The organism is Singulisphaera photorubra (genome assembly GCF_045290345.1).
Classification (GTDB): Bacteria; Planctomycetota; Planctomycetia; order Isosphaerales; family Isosphaeraceae; genus Singulisphaera.
The window spans coordinates 6,111,759-6,127,059 of record NZ_CP155447.1; the positions used below are offsets into that span (position 1 = coordinate 6,111,759).

Sequence of the window (15,301 nt, forward strand, 5' to 3'; positions counted from 1 at the left end):
CGAATTTCAAGGCTTGGATGTAGAAATTCGCAGGGTTTCTGGAGAGACGGTTGTGACAACCGCTTCGGGGTGAACGCCAAGAAGTGCCATCTTCTCTTCGACGCGCATCGCTCGAACTTGAGACGCCGCCATGCCACTCGGCAAGAAAAAAACAGACGCTGGTATCCACCTGTCCATAAGGATTCGTGAGCCACTCACTCGACCTGCACACTGCACAATACAGACACTCAAGAGAGCTGGTACGTTTGCGACCATCTCATCGTCGATGCGAATTTCCAAGGAACTTTGGCCAGCGATCGACCTAAAACTTTCATCTCAATTTGCTTTCATGCATCATTATTCACCACGATCATACGCGAATCGCATTCTGACGCGACAGGCAATTATGAAGTTACCGTGAATTTTCCGAGCCGCCCATTCTTCCCATGCTCGATTTCTTTGATACGAAAGTTCGCAACCGCAGCCATTTCCAATTCTGTAGGATCCGGTGGTTGCATCGCCAGTTCAGGTCAAGCCGAACCCGCGACGTTCCTGCGCATCACCGATCAGCATTCCTCTCAGATACTGCGGCTGACTCGCCGAAGTTTGGAACGCTCTGTTTCATCAGACTTCCCCCGAATCCGTAGAAATCCCGCCAGTTCGCCCCGTGAATAGCAATCGATCTGGGCTCCTTTCATGTCTCGGCGTGAAAGCTCAAAGCCTGACCTTATTCTAAAGAAAAGTAGAAATCGAAAAAAAAGGGAGCGCCCCATGGGCAATCGTTGTATATGATCCGCCTGCTCTGGTATCGTGATTCTGTAGAATCTTGTCCTTCGTAAACTCATGCCCTAGTGAACCGTTCCCGATCCCGTTTGGTTCTTATCACCCTCATCTTGAGGGGCGTGCGTTGATTTGTCTCCAATTTTAGGGGGGATTGCGACCATGTTTCCTCGTACCCGCCATTCGTCAAACCGGGGTTTTACGCTCATTGAGTTGCTGGTCGTGATCGCGATCATCGCGGTCTTGATCGCCCTGTTGTTACCGGCCGTACAGGCAGCGCGTGAAGCCGCCCGCCGTTCGCAGTGCGTGAACAATCTCAAGCAGCTTGGGCTTGCGGTCCACAACTACATCTCGAGCAACAACACGTTGCCACTGGGCGACATGTATCATGCCGGCACGAATGCGAAGGGATTCAACGGCATCTACGGCAATGGATCCAACTCGTACAGTTATGGATGGACCCTCTCCATTCTGCCCCAGATGGAGCAGCAACCCCTCTTCAACGCCTACAATTTCTGTTTCACTTACGCCGACAACAATGGCTCAACCGCGACCAATTCCACGGTTTCCTACAACCAGCTCGCCAGCCTGCTCTGTCCGTCGGAGAATGCGACGAATCGCCCGCAACCCCCTTACGCGGCGTTGAATTATGTCGGCAACATCGGCGGTCCCGGGGCCATCAGGACCTTCTCGGGAACGATGATCAGCCCCTACTGGGGAAGTGCGTCTGCCCCGACCACCAACGCCATCGGCCTTCAGGCCATCACAGACGGTACCACGAACACCGCACTCTTCAGTGAACGGTTGATGGGTATCTCCGGCAACCCAGACGTAATGCTGAGCGATCGCAACAATTCGAAGCGAGCGATCTTCTCGGCTGGTATCGCGGCGACTCTCAATGGTAACGATGTTACGGGCGCGATGAATGTGCTCAATGCCTGCAAAGCGCTACCGGGAACGACAATGTCGATTACCAAGTCCTCGTATCGGAGCGGACAGATCTGGCTCATCGCCCATCCCTGGGCCCCCATCTTCAACCGCTACACTCACTTCGGGACGCCCAACTCGACCATTTGCGACACATCCCCCTCGACCTTCACGGCGGGCCTCGGCGGGGGACAAGGGTCGATCCCACCCACGAGCAATCACTCGGGTGGCGTCAACGTATGTATGGCTGACGGCTCCGTTCGGTTCATCAAGGACAGCGTGAATCTGCAATCCTGGTGGGCCCTCGGCACGCGCGATGGCGGCGAAGTGATCAGTGCCGACAGCTATTGAGATCAACGGAATTGTTGATCGAATTCGTGGCAGTCGTCTCTGATCGCCCGGATTTCGATCTTGACCGCTTCGACGAGGTCCAAGCGGTCATTCCTTACAAATGGGAATGACGAAGGAAGCAAGGCCTCTCTCGTCATGACCTGCCTCTCTGTTCTATAGAATTTCTTGGGGAGCGATACCTGATGATGCGATTCGGACTTCGTTGCGTGGTGCTGATCGGGGCCTGCCTCTTTATCGGTTGCGGTTCAGGGAGCGGGATCGAGTCCGGGATTCCGAAAGATGCTGCCCCGGCCGAAGCCACCCCGGACATGGGCCCAGACCCCGCCGGCAAACGCACCAAGATGCCCTGATCCAGGATTCGTGCGGGTGGGTTGGAACGTCAACCGAATCACCCCAGGCAGAGAACACCCAAGAGACAAGGCTTTCGAGGGCCAGACGACGCGGAGCATCGGGGACGGCATTCCCACGGGGGACCGTGGGAACAAGAGTGATTCCTCGCTCAATGGCGGGCCACCTTCGAAAAAGAAAGGAGGGGAAAACCCCTCCTTTCTTTTCGTTTTCGCAGCCAGCCGGATTGGCCAACGGGCCTGAGATTACGTCACTTCTTCAAAATCGGCGCCAACACCTCACCAAAGGCCGCGGCCATCCGCATGAAGCCAAGGTCGGTCGGATGCGAACCGTCAACGGTGTCCTCCCCGTCCTCTCCCAGTTGCTTCGCCCCTGGAAGATAGTGCAGCCCCTTGACGCCCGTAGCGACCAGATGGTCGTAGGCAGCCCGGAGCGCGGCGTGATTGCTCGCGTTTCGCTCGCGGGGTGAGGCCAGAATATACCCGTTGGTCAAGTTCCGGTCCTCGGCCAGGACGATTGGTGTGTCGGGATGCGCTTTGCGGAGCGTTTGCACGAACGGCTCGACGCGTGCTTCAACCTCCTTCGAGCTCATGTTCGGTAAGCAATCGAGCACGTAGACGGCCGGATCCAGTTCGGCCAGCAGGTCGGCAAGTTCAGGCTCCATCTTCCCGTTGCCCGAAAAGCCAAGGTTGATGATGGGTCGGTTGAGTTGCCGTCCGACGATCGCCGTGTGGACCATCCCCGGGCGTGAAGCGCATCCGCCCTGGGTGATCGACGTGCCGTAAAAGAGGATCGGCTTCCGCTGTTCCTCAGCGCGAGGTTCCGCCCGTGCCAGTTCGCGGTCCTTCGGGATGCCCAGCTCTACCGATTGAACGCCGTTGTAAAGCGGCAGATAGAGCAAAAACTCACGCGAGCCACTGGGGAGGCCGGCGACCAGGGTCACCGCGTTGGTGGGTGAGACTTTGGGTTGGCCGACCGCCAACCACCGCCACTTCCCATCATCGGCTTTGGTATAGAGGTCGAGTCCACTGACTCCCGTGGCGGGCATGTGGGGCAACGCCAGCGCGGCCTTGTTCAAGGTCCACCGCGCCTCGATCTTCGGCGAGTCGGTCACAAACCGCACGCAGAGCCCGGCCGAGTCTCGGCTTAGATTCCAGACCGCCTGCCGCACGACCCCTTCGGCCTTCGCGGGAAGGCGGTCGAAGGGACTCTTGGTCTGCTCCCAGCCCTTCCCCTCGACCCCCAGGTCGCGGATGTCATACCACAAGGTTGCCGAGCCAGGCTCGTTCTTCGCACGCGCGGGCTCGAGCTTCGTCCCCTCGGCGCCAATCGCCGCGGAGACACTGAGAAGCAGCATCCCACTAAAGACAATCCGCCATTCGATCCATCGTTTCATCATCATTAACTGTTCTCCTTCATTGTTTATCGGTTATTCGGGGGCACCGGCAACGGAACGTAGTCGCGTTGAAGGATCATCCATTCCTGAAGCGTCGCCTTCAACTCTTTTTCAACGGCAGCCGCCGCGCTCGAGCCCGCCAGGTTCTCCATCTCTGCCGGGTCGGCCTGAAGGTCGTAGACCTCGAACATCGGCCGGGTCGGCGAGAAGTACAACTTGACCAGGTGCGCCGGAAGCTTGCAGTCCTGATTCATCGCTTGAAGCTCTTTCCAGAACGGGTCGCCGGCGAAGTCGACCGGCGTATACGGCAACTGCCAGAGAGCATTGTAGATCAACTTATAACGTGGTGTGATCACACAACGACCGAGGTCGAACGCCGCACTATTGTTCGGCAGCCCCGAGCCGTGGGCACCGCGCTCGGCGAAGACCTCTTTCCGCCCGTCGAACGGCTCGCCGCGCAGCAGTTTGAGCACGCTCCGGCCGGTCATCTCCGGGGGGATGGCGGATCCCGTCGCCTCCAGAAGCGTGGGTGCAATATCTTCCCCAGAAACCAGTTCCGTCGTCGTCGAGCCGGGCTTGACTGTCCCGGGCCAGCGGACGATCAAGGGAACGTGAACCCCAAATTCATAGAGCGTGCCTTTGCCCCTGAGCTGGGACGCCCCGTTGTCCCCCATGAACAGGACGATCGTATTCTGGGCCAGTCCGCGCTTCTCCAGTTCTTCCAGGATGGTGCCGAAAGCCGCGTCGAACCGCGCGATCTCGTCGTAGTAGCGAGCAAAATCCTCGCGGACCCCCGGGGTGTCGGGATAGTGAGGGGGAAGCGTCAGTGTGCGCGGGTCGTGCGGCTCGACGATCGCCTTGCGGTCGAGCGGCCGATGCGGGTCGCTCGAGCAGAGCTGAAGCACGAACGGCTTGCCCTGGGGAACCTGGTCGAGGAACTGGCGGAACTGGTTCACCATCATGACGTTCGTCCCGCCGGTCTTGACGAAGTCGAGGCGGTCGGGAAACGTGCGTAAGTGGTGCCGGTCGAAGACCGATTTCGACTCTGCCGGCAGCCGGGAACCATCCAGGTGGTAGGTTCGCCCGGCCACTCCCGAATAATAGCCGTCAGCCCGAAGCAGCTGGGGAAAAACCTTCACTTCGGCAGGCAGCGGGGCGGAAAACCGCGTCATCCGGGTATCGACGGGAGACCGCCCACTCATGATCGACGAGCGCGAAGGGACGCACTGCGGACAGGTCACGTAGGCCCGGTCGAACCGCATCCCCTGCGCAGCGAACCGGTCGAGGTTCGGCGTTTTGATATCCCGATTTCCATAGCAACCGACATGCGGAGCACTATGGTCGTCGGTCAGCACCACAAGGACATTCGGCCGCTCGGCCCCGCGGGCGAGGGCCGGCCACGCAGCGAGAGCCAGAATCGGGATGACAAATCGCGTTCGCACGAGTGGGGCCTCTTGCAAAGAACATAACAAGGGTTCATCGGGTGGGTACGGCCCACCATGACTTCGCATTCCAATCCGTTCATCAATGGGCAAGCAGGGGACGCCCGGGGACGATACGGCCTGTGGCGAACATCAACGATCCTGGCTCTTCCTGAGTGCCGCCTTCTTCTTGGCCGCGGCCTTCTTGGTCGCGGGCTCCGCCGGCGCCTGGCGAATGATCGATTCGGGCGGGTCCTGGTCCGTGACCTTGAGCTCCGTGCGGAGGCGGGCCAGCTCTTGCTCGAGCTCCTTCTGGACCTTCGCATAGTCGGCCTGGCCGTGAACGTTCCGCATTTCTTGCGGATCGGACTTGAGATCGAAGAGTTCCCACTCGTCGATATCGGGACCGTAGAAGCGGACGAGCTTGTAGCGGTCGGTCACGACTCCGTAGTGCCGGCGCACGTTGTGGGGGCCGGGGTATTCGTAGTAGTGATAATAGAAGCTCTTCCGCCAATCTTCGGGCGTTTGCCCCTTGAGCACCGAGACCAGGCTCCTTCCTTGCATCTCGGCCGGGACCGGCTGCCCCGCGGCTTCGAGGAAGGTCTCGGCAAAGTCGAGGTTTGAGACGAGGTCGGTGTTCACGCTCCCAGGCTTGGTCACGCCGGGCCAGCGTACGACGAACGGCGTCCGCAATGATTCCTCGAAAATCCAGCGCTTGTCGAACCAGCCGTGCTCGCCGAGGTAGAACCCCTGATCGGCGGCATAGACCACGATAGTGTTGTCGGCCAGGCCCTCGTCCTCGAGGTACTTCAGCAAACGCCCGACGCTCTCATCGACGGCCTTGATGCACGCGAGATAATCGTGCATGTAGCGATTGTATTTCCAGCGAACCAGGTCGGCCCCCTTGAGGTCGGCCTTTTCAAAGGCCTGGTTCCTCGGCTCGTAATAGGCATCCCAGGCTTTGCGCTGGTCGGGGGTCAGTTGCGGCGGGGCCTCGAACTTGAGGTCCTTCGCCGTCATCGTCTTGGCGATCGTCATGTCCTGATCGTGCTCGGCCTTGCCACGGCCGGAGTAGTCGTCGAACAGAGTCGAAGGCTCGGGATAGGCCCGGTCATTGTCATGCCCCAGGTGCCGGAGCGCAGGGGCCCACTCACGGTGGGGGGCCTTGTGCTGGCTCATCATCAGGAAGGGCTTCGATTTGTCTCGCTTCTTGAGCCAGTCGATCGTGAGGTCGGTGATGATGTCGGTGGTGTACCCTTCATGCTTCACTCGCGTCCCGTTGTCGATCATCGGCGGGTTATAGTAGACCCCCTGCCCCGGCAGAATGTGCCAGTAGTCGAACCCGGTCGGATCGGTCATGAGGTGCCACTTGCCGACGACGGCCGTCTGGTAGCCCGCCCCCTTCAACAGCTTGGCGACGGTCGTCTGCGACCCGTCGAACCGGCTGCCCGAGTTGTTGTAGAACCCATTGGCGTGACTGTATTTCCCGGTGAGCACGGTGGCTCGGCTCGGACCGCAGATCGAGTTGGGCACGACGCAACGGTCGAACCGCATGCCTTCCTTGGCGATCCGGTCGATGTTGGGGGTTTCGAGCAGCTTGCGCGGATCGTTGTAGGCACTGATGGCCTGATACGCGTGATCGTCCGAGAAAATAAACAGAATATTGGGCTGTTGATTCGGCTCCGCGGCCGTCACCGGCGCCGCCGTTGATGCCATCAGAGTTCCGTAGACGATCAAGAAGGCCCCGAGGCGAGCAAGATCGCCTCCAGGCCTTCTTTTGGGTAGCAATCGGCTCATTTGGATTCGCTTTCAACTCGCGGACTTGATCCCAAAGCAAGGCGGCACGCCCCGCGCGTCACCGTTCGAGCCTTGCCGGATGGGGACGACTGACCACGAATTCGCTTGTCCCTCGGAGGGACCGGACACGATAAGAGGGGGGGGGCGTCAGTCACGTTCCCGTTGGGGCATCCCTCCCGACAGGAGCTTTAGTTTTAAGGCCAAAGCGGGTCGGGCTCAAGATGTCAGGGAATCTTCTCGGTCGGGATGATCGGCTTTCGCTCCCAGGTCCAGACTCCGTTGACCTTGGTGAGCAACCTCGCGAGGCTTCCGGGGGCGGGGGGTTCGTTCCGCTTGGGGAGCCAGCCCGCGAGTTCACGTTTGATCTCGGCGTGCGCCGGGTCACCGGCCAGATTCGTCCATTCGTTCGGATCGACTCGGTGGTCGTAGAGTTCCTCGGAACCGTCGGCGTAGCGAATGAATCGCCAGTGCTCGGTGCGGATCGCGTGATTGTCCTGGTTGTGAGTCGTGATCGCCGGCCAAGGCCGAGGGGCATGGGCATCCTTTAACTGAGGCGCAAGAGTGTGTCCTTCCAGCCCCGGACGCTCGGAGAGTCCGCAGAGTGAGACGATCGTCGGATAGAGGTCGAGCAGTTCGACCGGCTGGGCACAACGGGCGCCGGCGGCAATGCCGGGACCGGCGAAGATCAAGGGGACGCGGGTCGACCGCTCCCACAAGGTGTTCTTGCCGGAGACCCCTTTCTCACCCAGGTGCCAGCCATGGTCGGACCAGAGCACGACGACCGTTCGATCGGCCTGGCCGCTTGCTTCGAGGGCATCGAGCACTCGACCGACCTGGCTGTCCATGAAGCTGATGCTCGCGAGGTAAGAACGCACGAGCGGACGCCACTGCTTGGCCTTGAGCAGCCAGGAAAGACGGGGCTCGGGGAGCTTCCAGTGCAGGTACCAGGAGAATTCGGGCACGTCGCCGCGATCGTCCTCTTTCACTGGCGGCATCACGAGCGTCTCGTCCGGGTAGAGGTCGAACCATCGCTGGGACGCAAAGCAAGGGACGTGCGGCAAGCGGAAGCCGACCGCAACGAAGAAGGGCTTGCCCGGCGGCGGTTTCTGCAACCGCGCGATGGCGGCGTCGGCGCTCTTCCAGTCGGCCTGCTCTTCATCGCGATCAGGGACAACACCCCAATCCATCGCCTTGATCGCGGCGGGGGTCTCGACGAGCTTCTTGGGCGGAAATGGGATCCCTCCGGTCACCGACCAGACCTGAAATTCCTGCTCACGGTCGCGTGGGGGAATCGAACCGTCGTGAAAGATCTTGCCCGCGCAGAAGGTTGAGTACCCCTGGGCCGCCAAGGCCTGGGGGAGCGTGACCTGATCCCGGAGCGCTGGCACCGCACGGATGCCCGGCTGGAGCGAATAGATGCCCGTGGTCGACGGCCGGAGCCCGGTGAGCAGGCTCGATCGTGAAGGGTTGCAGAGCGGCGCCTGGCAATGCGCGTTCGCAAAGAGCGTCCCGCGCCGGGCCAGCCGATCGATGTTCGGCGTCTTGGCCTGGGGATGCCCCCCCAGGCAGCCGACCCAATCGTTGAGGTCGTCGACCGCGATAAAGAGGAGATTGGGCCGGCCATCTTGAGCGCCGTCTCCCGTGTTGCCCGCTCCCTGAGGAGCTAGGGCCATGAAGAGACAAGCCAACATTCCAAGCATGAGTGAAGCTCTCCCTTGAATTCGACCCGCGGCCAAGCCGACGAAGCCGAAGGCGTGCGCGATCGACGGCCCGTTGTCCCGAAGACTTCATGGCCTGTCCCCCGCTCCGAGAGCTTCCGCGAATGGCGGCGGAAGAGCAAGACTTCGGGTCCCCTTTTGAAATCCGCCGTGAGCCCCTTTTCCCTCGTCGTCGCGGCTCGGGTTCCGGGTCAGGAATGACTCGACGGCCGGCCCCGCTTCGGTCGACGTGGGGCGTTGTGGTGGGAACGGGCGAATGCGGCCAGATGCCTCAGGCCATCGCCGTAGGTGGTGTAGGACATGGCCGATCGCAACGAGTTGGTCAGCGCCCGTCCGCCGATGGCGACGCACACACCGGCCTGCTCGGCCTCGCGATAGAGTTCGCGATACTCCGCCAGAAAACGATCGCGATTCGGGAGTTGGCTGATCGAGATCCACAACAATTGCGGCCGAAGCTCCGCCACCGCCTGACGAAAGGAAACGATCGGGGTGTGGGGGCCAAGGCTGATCGTCCGCCAACCGGCGTCGAGCAAGACCATCTCCGCCAGAAGGCTTGCCAGTACATAGTAGTCCGACTCGGGACTGCCTCCCACCGCAAGCGGGCGATCAGACTCCGCCTGAGTCTCCAGGATCGCCTTCAGCGCATAGAGGGCCGCCGTACAAATCTGGGTGCCGCGATGCTCCTGGTGGATCGCAACTCGACCGCTCTCCCACTCATGGCCCAGACGGTGCATTGCGGGCGCAATTACAAAGTCGGCCAACGTCTCGATGCCGACTCCCGCACGGTACGCGCCATGAATCAGCGAATGGACCGCGTCGGCTTCCCCGCGTTTGAGCGCGTCCAGCAACTGCTGCGAGAGCGTCTCGGGATCAAAGGCCCCCGGTGACGTCGCGTCGAGTTGAAGCCCGCTCAGATCCAGTCGAGGAAAGTCACCCTCCCGGGCCACCCGCAGGACGTCGGCAAGCAAAAGCTTCCGATGCCCCCCAGCCGTCTTGTGAGCCGGCAAAATCCCTTCGTCCACCCATCGCTTGACGGTCGAGACACCGACACCGAGCGCCCGGGCGACGTGAGCCGTACTGACGTACTGGTTGTCCGACATCCACGCCCTTTCGCCACGGATTCATGAACGCTTCGGACGTTCTTCTTTCAGTGTACACCTCACTGCCAATGGATTCAACGGCCCGTAATCCGAATCACGAAATGGGAAATCCTCGGTAAAAACCCTGATTTTTCTCAGTTCCGACAATCAAATCCACAAAACAATCACGGGCCGCAGTTGACAAACAGGGGGCGATCCCCCTACAAATAAATTGAACGTTTTGGACGATTCATTGAAACCGTTCGACCCCGGACTCGGGTCTACCTGTGCGGAGGAATGAGCGATGCGAACGTTCGACGTGATTGCTGCGGTTCTGGTGGTGGTGGGTGCGGTGAACTGGGGACTGGTCGGGGCGGCCCATCTGGACCTGGTGGCCCTACTCTTTGGGGCCGGTTCCGTGTTGGCCTCGGCCGTTTATGTCGTTGTCGGTCTGGCGGGCCTTTATCAGGCCCTGCAATGGAAGGCCATCCAGAGGCGTTGGCAGGCGGAAGTACGCCTGGCCTGAGTGAATCCGAGGTGTGATCGCCGTCTTCTCGAAAATCAATGACTGGGAGAGGCTCCCAATGGTCGCGACTTCGAAGGTCGATGTTCCTGACGCTCTGAGCACTCTGGACCACGCCTCCACCTGGCTGCTTGGTCCGAAGCAGGAGCGCAGACTGCTCGAAGACCTGGCCGAGTGCAAGCGAACGCTGGGCGAGGCACTGGCTCACGATCCGAGCGATTCCTCGCCGGCCTCGTTCGACGACCCTCGGAGCTTGAGCCGATTCATTGCCGCGTTCTACGCCGATCACGCCCCGGTAAAATCCCCGCTCGGCGCGCACTTTCAGCGCTATTTTGAAATCCGCGAAGAGCTTGCACTCGCGAATATGCGTCTGGTGGCGTCTGTCGCCAAGCGATACCGCAACCGAGGCATCGCTTACTCCGACCTCGTTCAAGAGGGGTTCTGCGGCCTCCTCGAAGCCATCGACCGGTTCGACACCTCGACGCATCAGACCAAGCTATCCACATACGCAACCTGGTGGATTCGCCAGGCCGTTCAGTCCGCCGTGGCCGAGGGGGCTTACCCGGTCCGCCTCGCACCGCGCCATCTTCGGCAACTCGCGCAAGATAAGGAGGAATACCACCAGGAATTCGCCCAGAAATCCGGTCCCTCGCACATCGCGGCAGAGTCGATCCAACGGGTTCAAGCAGCCACACGCCCCACGGTTTCGCTCGATGACACCCGACTCAACTTGCTGCAAACCGCCAACGATTCCGAAAGCGATATCGGCCATGACATCGACACAAACCAAATTGTCGGTGAGTGGCTGAAATTCCTCCGCCCCCGTGAGCGGCAGATCCTCGCCTATCGCTTCGGGCTGGGAGGCAGTCCCCGGCTCTCCCTGAGTCAGGTCGGCAAGGTCCTGGACGTTTCCAAGGAACGCGTCCGCCAAATTCAAGACGTCGCCCTGAAGTTGATTCGCAAAAACGTGGCCTCAAACATGAGTCTGAACAAACCCGAACCCAGCAAGTGAGAACTCCCATGCGCAAGATCTTCGGATTGATCGTCGTGCTGTCCTCGGCCGTTCCCGCCCTGGCCGCCGAAAAGGACATTGTTGACACGGCCGTGGCCGCCAAGTTCAACACCCTTGTCGCCGCCGTCAAGGCCGCTGACCTGGTAGACACCCTGAAGGGCGATGGCCCCTTCACTGTCTTCGCTCCGACCGACGAGGCCTTCGCCAAGCTTCCCAAAGGCACCTTGGAAAGCTTGCTCAAACCCGAGAACAAGGCCAAACTCAAGGCGATCCTGCTCTATCATGTCGTCTCGGGCAACGTCCCGGCGGCCACGGTCCTGAAAATGGATGGTAAGCAGGTGAAGACGGTTCAAGGAAGCCCGGTTGCGATCGAAATTCAGGGCAGCAACGTCCTGGTCAGTGACGCCAAAGTCATCAAGACCGACGTCCTCACCAGCAATGGCGTCATCCATGTGATCGACACCGTCCTGCTCCCCCCCGCCGACAAGAACTGAGCGGAAAGTGAGGGGTGACCTCATAGGTTGAGTAAGTCGAGCCATGACAGACTCACCCCAATGGGATGTGCGCCGCCGCTGAATCCCGCGGGGATTTGTCCGACTTCGGTCGCGGCAAGTCCCCGCTTGCGTTCATGGTGGGGACGCCGACCGCACGACAATTTCGAGGCCACGCTGAGATTTTCTATCCACCTACGCTCACTACAATTCCGCTTGATTCACCGCACACCATCAACACTTAAACATTCCAAACTATCAAGCCTATAGATTCATCAAATCTTGGCTGCTTCGTGGCTTGGTCGTTCAAAATTCAAGGCACGAAAAATCACGCGAAAAATCAAGGGGCCACCCAAAATCATCAAAACGCCGTTAACACCCGCAAGAAAAGGAGTCACACCTCCGTGCTGTTGTTCCAGAAAATAGATCAGTCGGAAAGGCAAGGCGACTCCTGACGCCGCGCACATCGTGGTGAAAACAAGACCGAAGCCATCCCACCAGTACTTGAAGAAGGAAGCAACCGCCGAGACGCCCGCACTCGCATTGGAACTCATCAGAAAGGCTCCAATCGATTCATTGGCCTTTGGGAACCCCTGAGATAGGGACGCTTGTTCAGACGACGCTCCGAAGGAGTCGCAAAGGCTACGCGTTCCCTCATTCGAAAGTTGTACGACTCGGATCAAGCGATCCGCCTCCGGCCCCATTTTCGTCAAGGGTCGGAACCACCGAAGGGATCATAACACGTACGAAATTCATTGACACCAAGAGCGCGATGACTTCAGGTCGAGGGCGGTTGAATCGCCGATTCAAGGGCATTCACGATTGCCCCGGCCTGGCTCCGATTGTAACCTCAATGCGAGGAAGGCTATCCGCCGTTCCTTTCCCCGGTGACGGTCGATCCTGTCCCCTCCTAACGAAGGGGGGCTGCTACCTAGCCGTCCGCGAGCGCGGGAGCCTGAAACTCCAACCGTTGAGGTTTGTTGCCGATGTACGCACTGCTGCTCTGCGCGGTTATGACTGCGCCACAACCGGACGAGACCGTCCGAGGCTCCTATGACGTGGTCGTCTACGGAGGGACTTCCGCCGGCATCGGTGCGGCGGTACAAGCCTCGCGAATGGGTAAGTCGGTCATCGTCGTCGCGCCCGAAGTCCATCTTGGCGGGTTGACGAGTGGCGGGCTCGGCTGGACGGACAGTGGTCTCAAGGAAGCGGTCGGCGGCCTGGCCCTCGAATATTATCGCCGAGTCAAGGACCACTACGACAAGCCGGAGAACTGGAAGCAGCAGAAGCCCGAAGAGTATCGTCTCTACCACCGCAAGGATGACGCCATCTGGGCGTTTGAACCGCATATCGCCGAGCAGGTCTTCGAGGAACTGGTCGCCGAATCCAAATTCCCGGTGGATCGCAACGAATGGCTCGACCGTGAAAAAGGGGTCACGAAGGAAGGGACGAAGATCGTCGCGATCCGCACGCTGAGCGGCAAGACTTATCGCGGCAAGGTCTTCATCGACGCCACCTACGAGGGGGACCTGATGGCCTCGGCGGGGGTGACATTCACGGTCGGTCGCGAGGCGAACTCGAAGTATGGCGAGACGATGAACGGCGTCCAGACCCGGCGCGCGGTCAGCCACCAGTTCGATAATCCGGTCGATCCCTATGTCGTCCCCGGCGACCCTTCGAGTGGTTTGCTCCCTCGGATCCACGCCGGATCCCCGGGCGTTGACGGAGAAGCGGACAACCGCATCCAGGCGTACTGCTTCCGGATGTGCCTGACCGACGACGACAGGAACCGCATCCCGTTCGAGAAACCAAGCGGATATGACCCGAAGCAGTATGAACTGCTGGGCCGTTACCTTCGGACCGGCTGGGACAAGGTCTTCAACAAGTTCGACCCCATCCCCAATCACAAGACCGACACCAATAATCATGGCGGCTTCTCGACCGACAACATCGGCATGAACTACGATTACCCGGAAGCGTCTTACGAGCGGCGCCGCGAGATCATCAAGGAGCATGAGCTCTACCAGAAGGGGCTGATGTACTACCTCGCCAACGACCCGGGAGTTCCCGAGCCAACCCGCACCGCGATGAGCCGCTGGGGACTGCCCAAGGACGAGTTCAACGATAACGGGCACTGGCCGCACCAGATCTACGTCCGCGAAGCCAGGCGCATGGTCACCGATTTCGTGATGACCGAACGCCACCTCCGAGCGATCGAACCCACGCCCGAGCCGATCGGGATGGGTTCCTACAACATGGACTCGCATAACGTTCAGCGCTATGTCGACGCGAATGGCCACGCCCGCAACGAGGGAGACATCCAGGTCAGCCCCGGCGGCCCCTACCCGATCAGCTACCGGGCCATTGTGCCGAAGGCCGGCGAGTGCACGAACCTGCTCGTGCCGGTCTGCCTCTCGTCGTCGCACATCGCCTATGGCTCGATCCGAATGGAGCCGGTCTTCCTGATCCTCGGCCAGTCGGCGGCCACCGCCGCGGCTGCCGCGATCGATGCCGGCACCGACGTGCAGAAGGTCGATTACGCTCCGCTCCAGCGCAGGCTCCTGGCCGATCACCAGGTGCTCGACTTGCCCCGCCCCGCCAGCCAAGGGCGCTCGGCGCAATCGCTCCCCGGAGTCGTCGTCGATGACGAAGCGGCCGAGTTGACCGGAAACTGGAGCTTCAGCTCCGTCGTCGGCCCATTCGTCGGCACCGGCTACCGGCATGACGGCAACACGGACAAGGGGAAAAAATCGGCCATCTTCCGCGCCAAGCTGGAACCGGGCCGATACATCGTCCGGGTCGCCTACACGGCGAACAACAATCGCGCCTCGGCGATCCCCGTCCGGATCCACCATGCGAACGGCATCGCCAGCGTCACGCTTGACCAGAAGAAGGTCCCGTCGAAGTCGGACGCGCCGTTCGTCCCGGTCGGCACTTTCGACCTCGACGACAAGGCAGCCGTGGAAATCCTCAACGAGGGGACGACCGGCCACATCGTCATCGACGCGGTCCAGTTCCTCAAGGCCAACCACTAAATCAAACCACCGCTCCCGACTTTGCGAGAAAGGTTCCCGTAATGGCTAGCGCCGATTTCAAGCATATCAATGTCAGCATGGTCAAGGACGTTGCGGTTGTCGAGATCATGACCAAGGACCTGCGCGGGCCCGACCTGGCTCTCGAACTCGGCACCGAATTAACCGCCGTGGCCGGCCAGGAATGGGCAAAGCAGCTCCTGCTCAACTTCCGCCACGTCCGCTACCTCAGTAGCACGGGGTTCGCCGTCCTCGCCAAGCTCCTGAACCAGGCGAAAGCCACGGGGCAGCAAATCAAGCTCTGCGAACTCGACCCCGATGTTCGCGTCGGAGCCGATATCATCGGCCTCAGCAAGTACGTAGAAATCCACAACAATGAGAGTGCGGCCCTGAAGGCCTTCACTTCCTGAGCACCTGGGTTGCCTTCAACAGGCCGATCCCATGGTG

Annotated in this window: 13 protein-coding genes; 7 read left to right on the forward strand and 6 right to left on the reverse strand. The window is 60.4% G+C overall.

The genetic code is table 11. From position 1 onward, the window contains the following. Positions 1-921 precede the first annotated feature (921 nt). Together V5E97_RS23095 and V5E97_RS23100 are read left to right on the forward strand one after the other, a co-directional pair. Entirely contained in the window at positions 922-2,037 is a 1,116-nt protein-coding gene (locus V5E97_RS23095) for a DUF1559 family PulG-like putative transporter (RefSeq protein ID WP_406693899.1), read from the forward strand. A gap of 182 nt (positions 2,038-2,219) precedes the next feature. After that, entirely contained in the window at positions 2,220-2,387 is a 168-nt protein-coding gene (locus tag V5E97_RS23100) for a hypothetical protein (protein WP_406693900.1), read from the forward strand. Between the two features lie 248 nt (positions 2,388-2,635). On the opposite strand, the gene V5E97_RS23105 is transcribed toward V5E97_RS23100, so the two are convergent. From V5E97_RS23105 to V5E97_RS23125, 5 genes are all read right to left on the reverse strand, one after another. After that, positions 2,636-3,787: an SGNH/GDSL hydrolase family protein gene (locus tag V5E97_RS23105; RefSeq protein WP_406693901.1), complete on the reverse strand. Its 1,152-nt coding sequence runs from the start codon at positions 3,785-3,787 to the stop codon at positions 2,636-2,638. A 20-nt stretch (positions 3,788-3,807) separates the two neighbouring features. Continuing rightward, on the reverse strand, positions 3,808-5,223 hold the full coding sequence (locus V5E97_RS23110) for a sulfatase family protein (RefSeq protein WP_406693902.1): 1,416 nt from the start codon (positions 5,221-5,223) through the stop codon (positions 3,808-3,810). Positions 5,224-5,355: 132 nt separating this feature from the next. Then, positions 5,356-6,918, reverse strand: a complete 1,563-nt coding sequence (locus tag V5E97_RS23115) for a sulfatase family protein (protein ID WP_406693903.1) — start codon at positions 6,916-6,918, stop codon at positions 5,356-5,358. 305 nt (positions 6,919-7,223) lie between these two features. Then, entirely contained in the window at positions 7,224-8,699 is a 1,476-nt protein-coding gene (locus V5E97_RS23120; protein ID WP_406693904.1) for a sulfatase, read from the reverse strand. 209 nt (positions 8,700-8,908) lie between these two features. Continuing rightward, positions 8,909-9,817, reverse strand: a complete 909-nt coding sequence (locus V5E97_RS23125; RefSeq protein ID WP_406693905.1) for a B12-binding domain-containing protein — start codon at positions 9,815-9,817, stop codon at positions 8,909-8,911. 283 nt (positions 9,818-10,100) lie between these two features. On the opposite strand from V5E97_RS23125, the gene V5E97_RS23130 reads away from it, so the two are divergent. From V5E97_RS23130 to V5E97_RS23140, 3 genes are read left to right on the forward strand one after another with little or no spacing between them, the layout of a single operon-like run. After that, complete coding sequence (locus tag V5E97_RS23130; protein ID WP_406693906.1) at positions 10,101-10,322, forward strand: DUF378 domain-containing protein; 222 nt, start codon at positions 10,101-10,103, stop codon at positions 10,320-10,322. A gap of 58 nt (positions 10,323-10,380) precedes the next feature. Then, complete coding sequence (locus tag V5E97_RS23135) at positions 10,381-11,331, forward strand: sigma-70 family RNA polymerase sigma factor (protein WP_406693907.1); 951 nt, start codon at positions 10,381-10,383, stop codon at positions 11,329-11,331. An 8-nt stretch (positions 11,332-11,339) separates the two neighbouring features. Beyond that, positions 11,340-11,825, forward strand: coding sequence for a fasciclin domain-containing protein (locus tag V5E97_RS23140; protein WP_406693908.1), 486 nt, complete (start codon positions 11,340-11,342; stop codon positions 11,823-11,825). 272 nt (positions 11,826-12,097) lie between these two features. On the opposite strand, the gene V5E97_RS23145 is transcribed toward V5E97_RS23140, so the two are convergent. Then, complete coding sequence (locus V5E97_RS23145; RefSeq protein WP_406693909.1) at positions 12,098-12,376, reverse strand: hypothetical protein; 279 nt, start codon at positions 12,374-12,376, stop codon at positions 12,098-12,100. A gap of 432 nt (positions 12,377-12,808) precedes the next feature. Here V5E97_RS23145 and V5E97_RS23150 point away from each other — a divergent pair, with 432 nt between their 5' ends. Together V5E97_RS23150 and V5E97_RS23155 are read left to right on the forward strand one after the other, a co-directional pair. Further along, entirely contained in the window at positions 12,809-14,857 is a 2,049-nt protein-coding gene (locus tag V5E97_RS23150) for an FAD-dependent oxidoreductase (protein WP_406693910.1), read from the forward strand. A 41-nt stretch (positions 14,858-14,898) separates the two neighbouring features. Continuing rightward, positions 14,899-15,264: an STAS domain-containing protein gene (locus tag V5E97_RS23155; protein WP_406693911.1), complete on the forward strand. Its 366-nt coding sequence runs from the start codon at positions 14,899-14,901 to the stop codon at positions 15,262-15,264. Positions 15,265-15,301: the final 37 nt, after the last annotated feature.

Excerpts from the sequence above, each read along its gene's own strand:
- V5E97_RS23095 (WP_406693899.1), top strand. The coding sequence starts at position 922 with ATGTTTCCTCGTACCCGCCATTCGTCAAACCGGGGTTTTACGCTCATT.
- V5E97_RS23100 (WP_406693900.1), top strand. The coding sequence starts at position 2,220 with ATGATGCGATTCGGACTTCGTTGCGTGGTGCTGATCGGGGCCTGCCTC.
- V5E97_RS23105 (WP_406693901.1), bottom strand. The coding sequence starts at position 3,787 with ATGATGATGAAACGATGGATCGAATGGCGGATTGTCTTTAGTGGGATG.
- V5E97_RS23115 (WP_406693903.1), bottom strand. The coding sequence starts at position 6,918 with ATGGCATCAACGGCGGCGCCGGTGACGGCCGCGGAGCCGAATCAACAG.
- V5E97_RS23120 (WP_406693904.1), bottom strand. The coding sequence starts at position 8,699 with ATGCTTGGAATGTTGGCTTGTCTCTTCATGGCCCTAGCTCCTCAGGGA.
- V5E97_RS23125 (WP_406693905.1), bottom strand. The coding sequence starts at position 9,817 with ATGTCGGACAACCAGTACGTCAGTACGGCTCACGTCGCCCGGGCGCTC.
- V5E97_RS23130 (WP_406693906.1), top strand. The coding sequence starts at position 10,101 with ATGCGAACGTTCGACGTGATTGCTGCGGTTCTGGTGGTGGTGGGTGCG.
- V5E97_RS23135 (WP_406693907.1), top strand. The coding sequence starts at position 10,381 with ATGGTCGCGACTTCGAAGGTCGATGTTCCTGACGCTCTGAGCACTCTG.
- V5E97_RS23140 (WP_406693908.1), top strand. The coding sequence starts at position 11,340 with ATGCGCAAGATCTTCGGATTGATCGTCGTGCTGTCCTCGGCCGTTCCC.
- V5E97_RS23145 (WP_406693909.1), bottom strand. The coding sequence starts at position 12,376 with ATGAGTTCCAATGCGAGTGCGGGCGTCTCGGCGGTTGCTTCCTTCTTC.
- V5E97_RS23150 (WP_406693910.1), top strand. The coding sequence starts at position 12,809 with ATGTACGCACTGCTGCTCTGCGCGGTTATGACTGCGCCACAACCGGAC.
- V5E97_RS23155 (WP_406693911.1), top strand. The coding sequence starts at position 14,899 with ATGGCTAGCGCCGATTTCAAGCATATCAATGTCAGCATGGTCAAGGAC.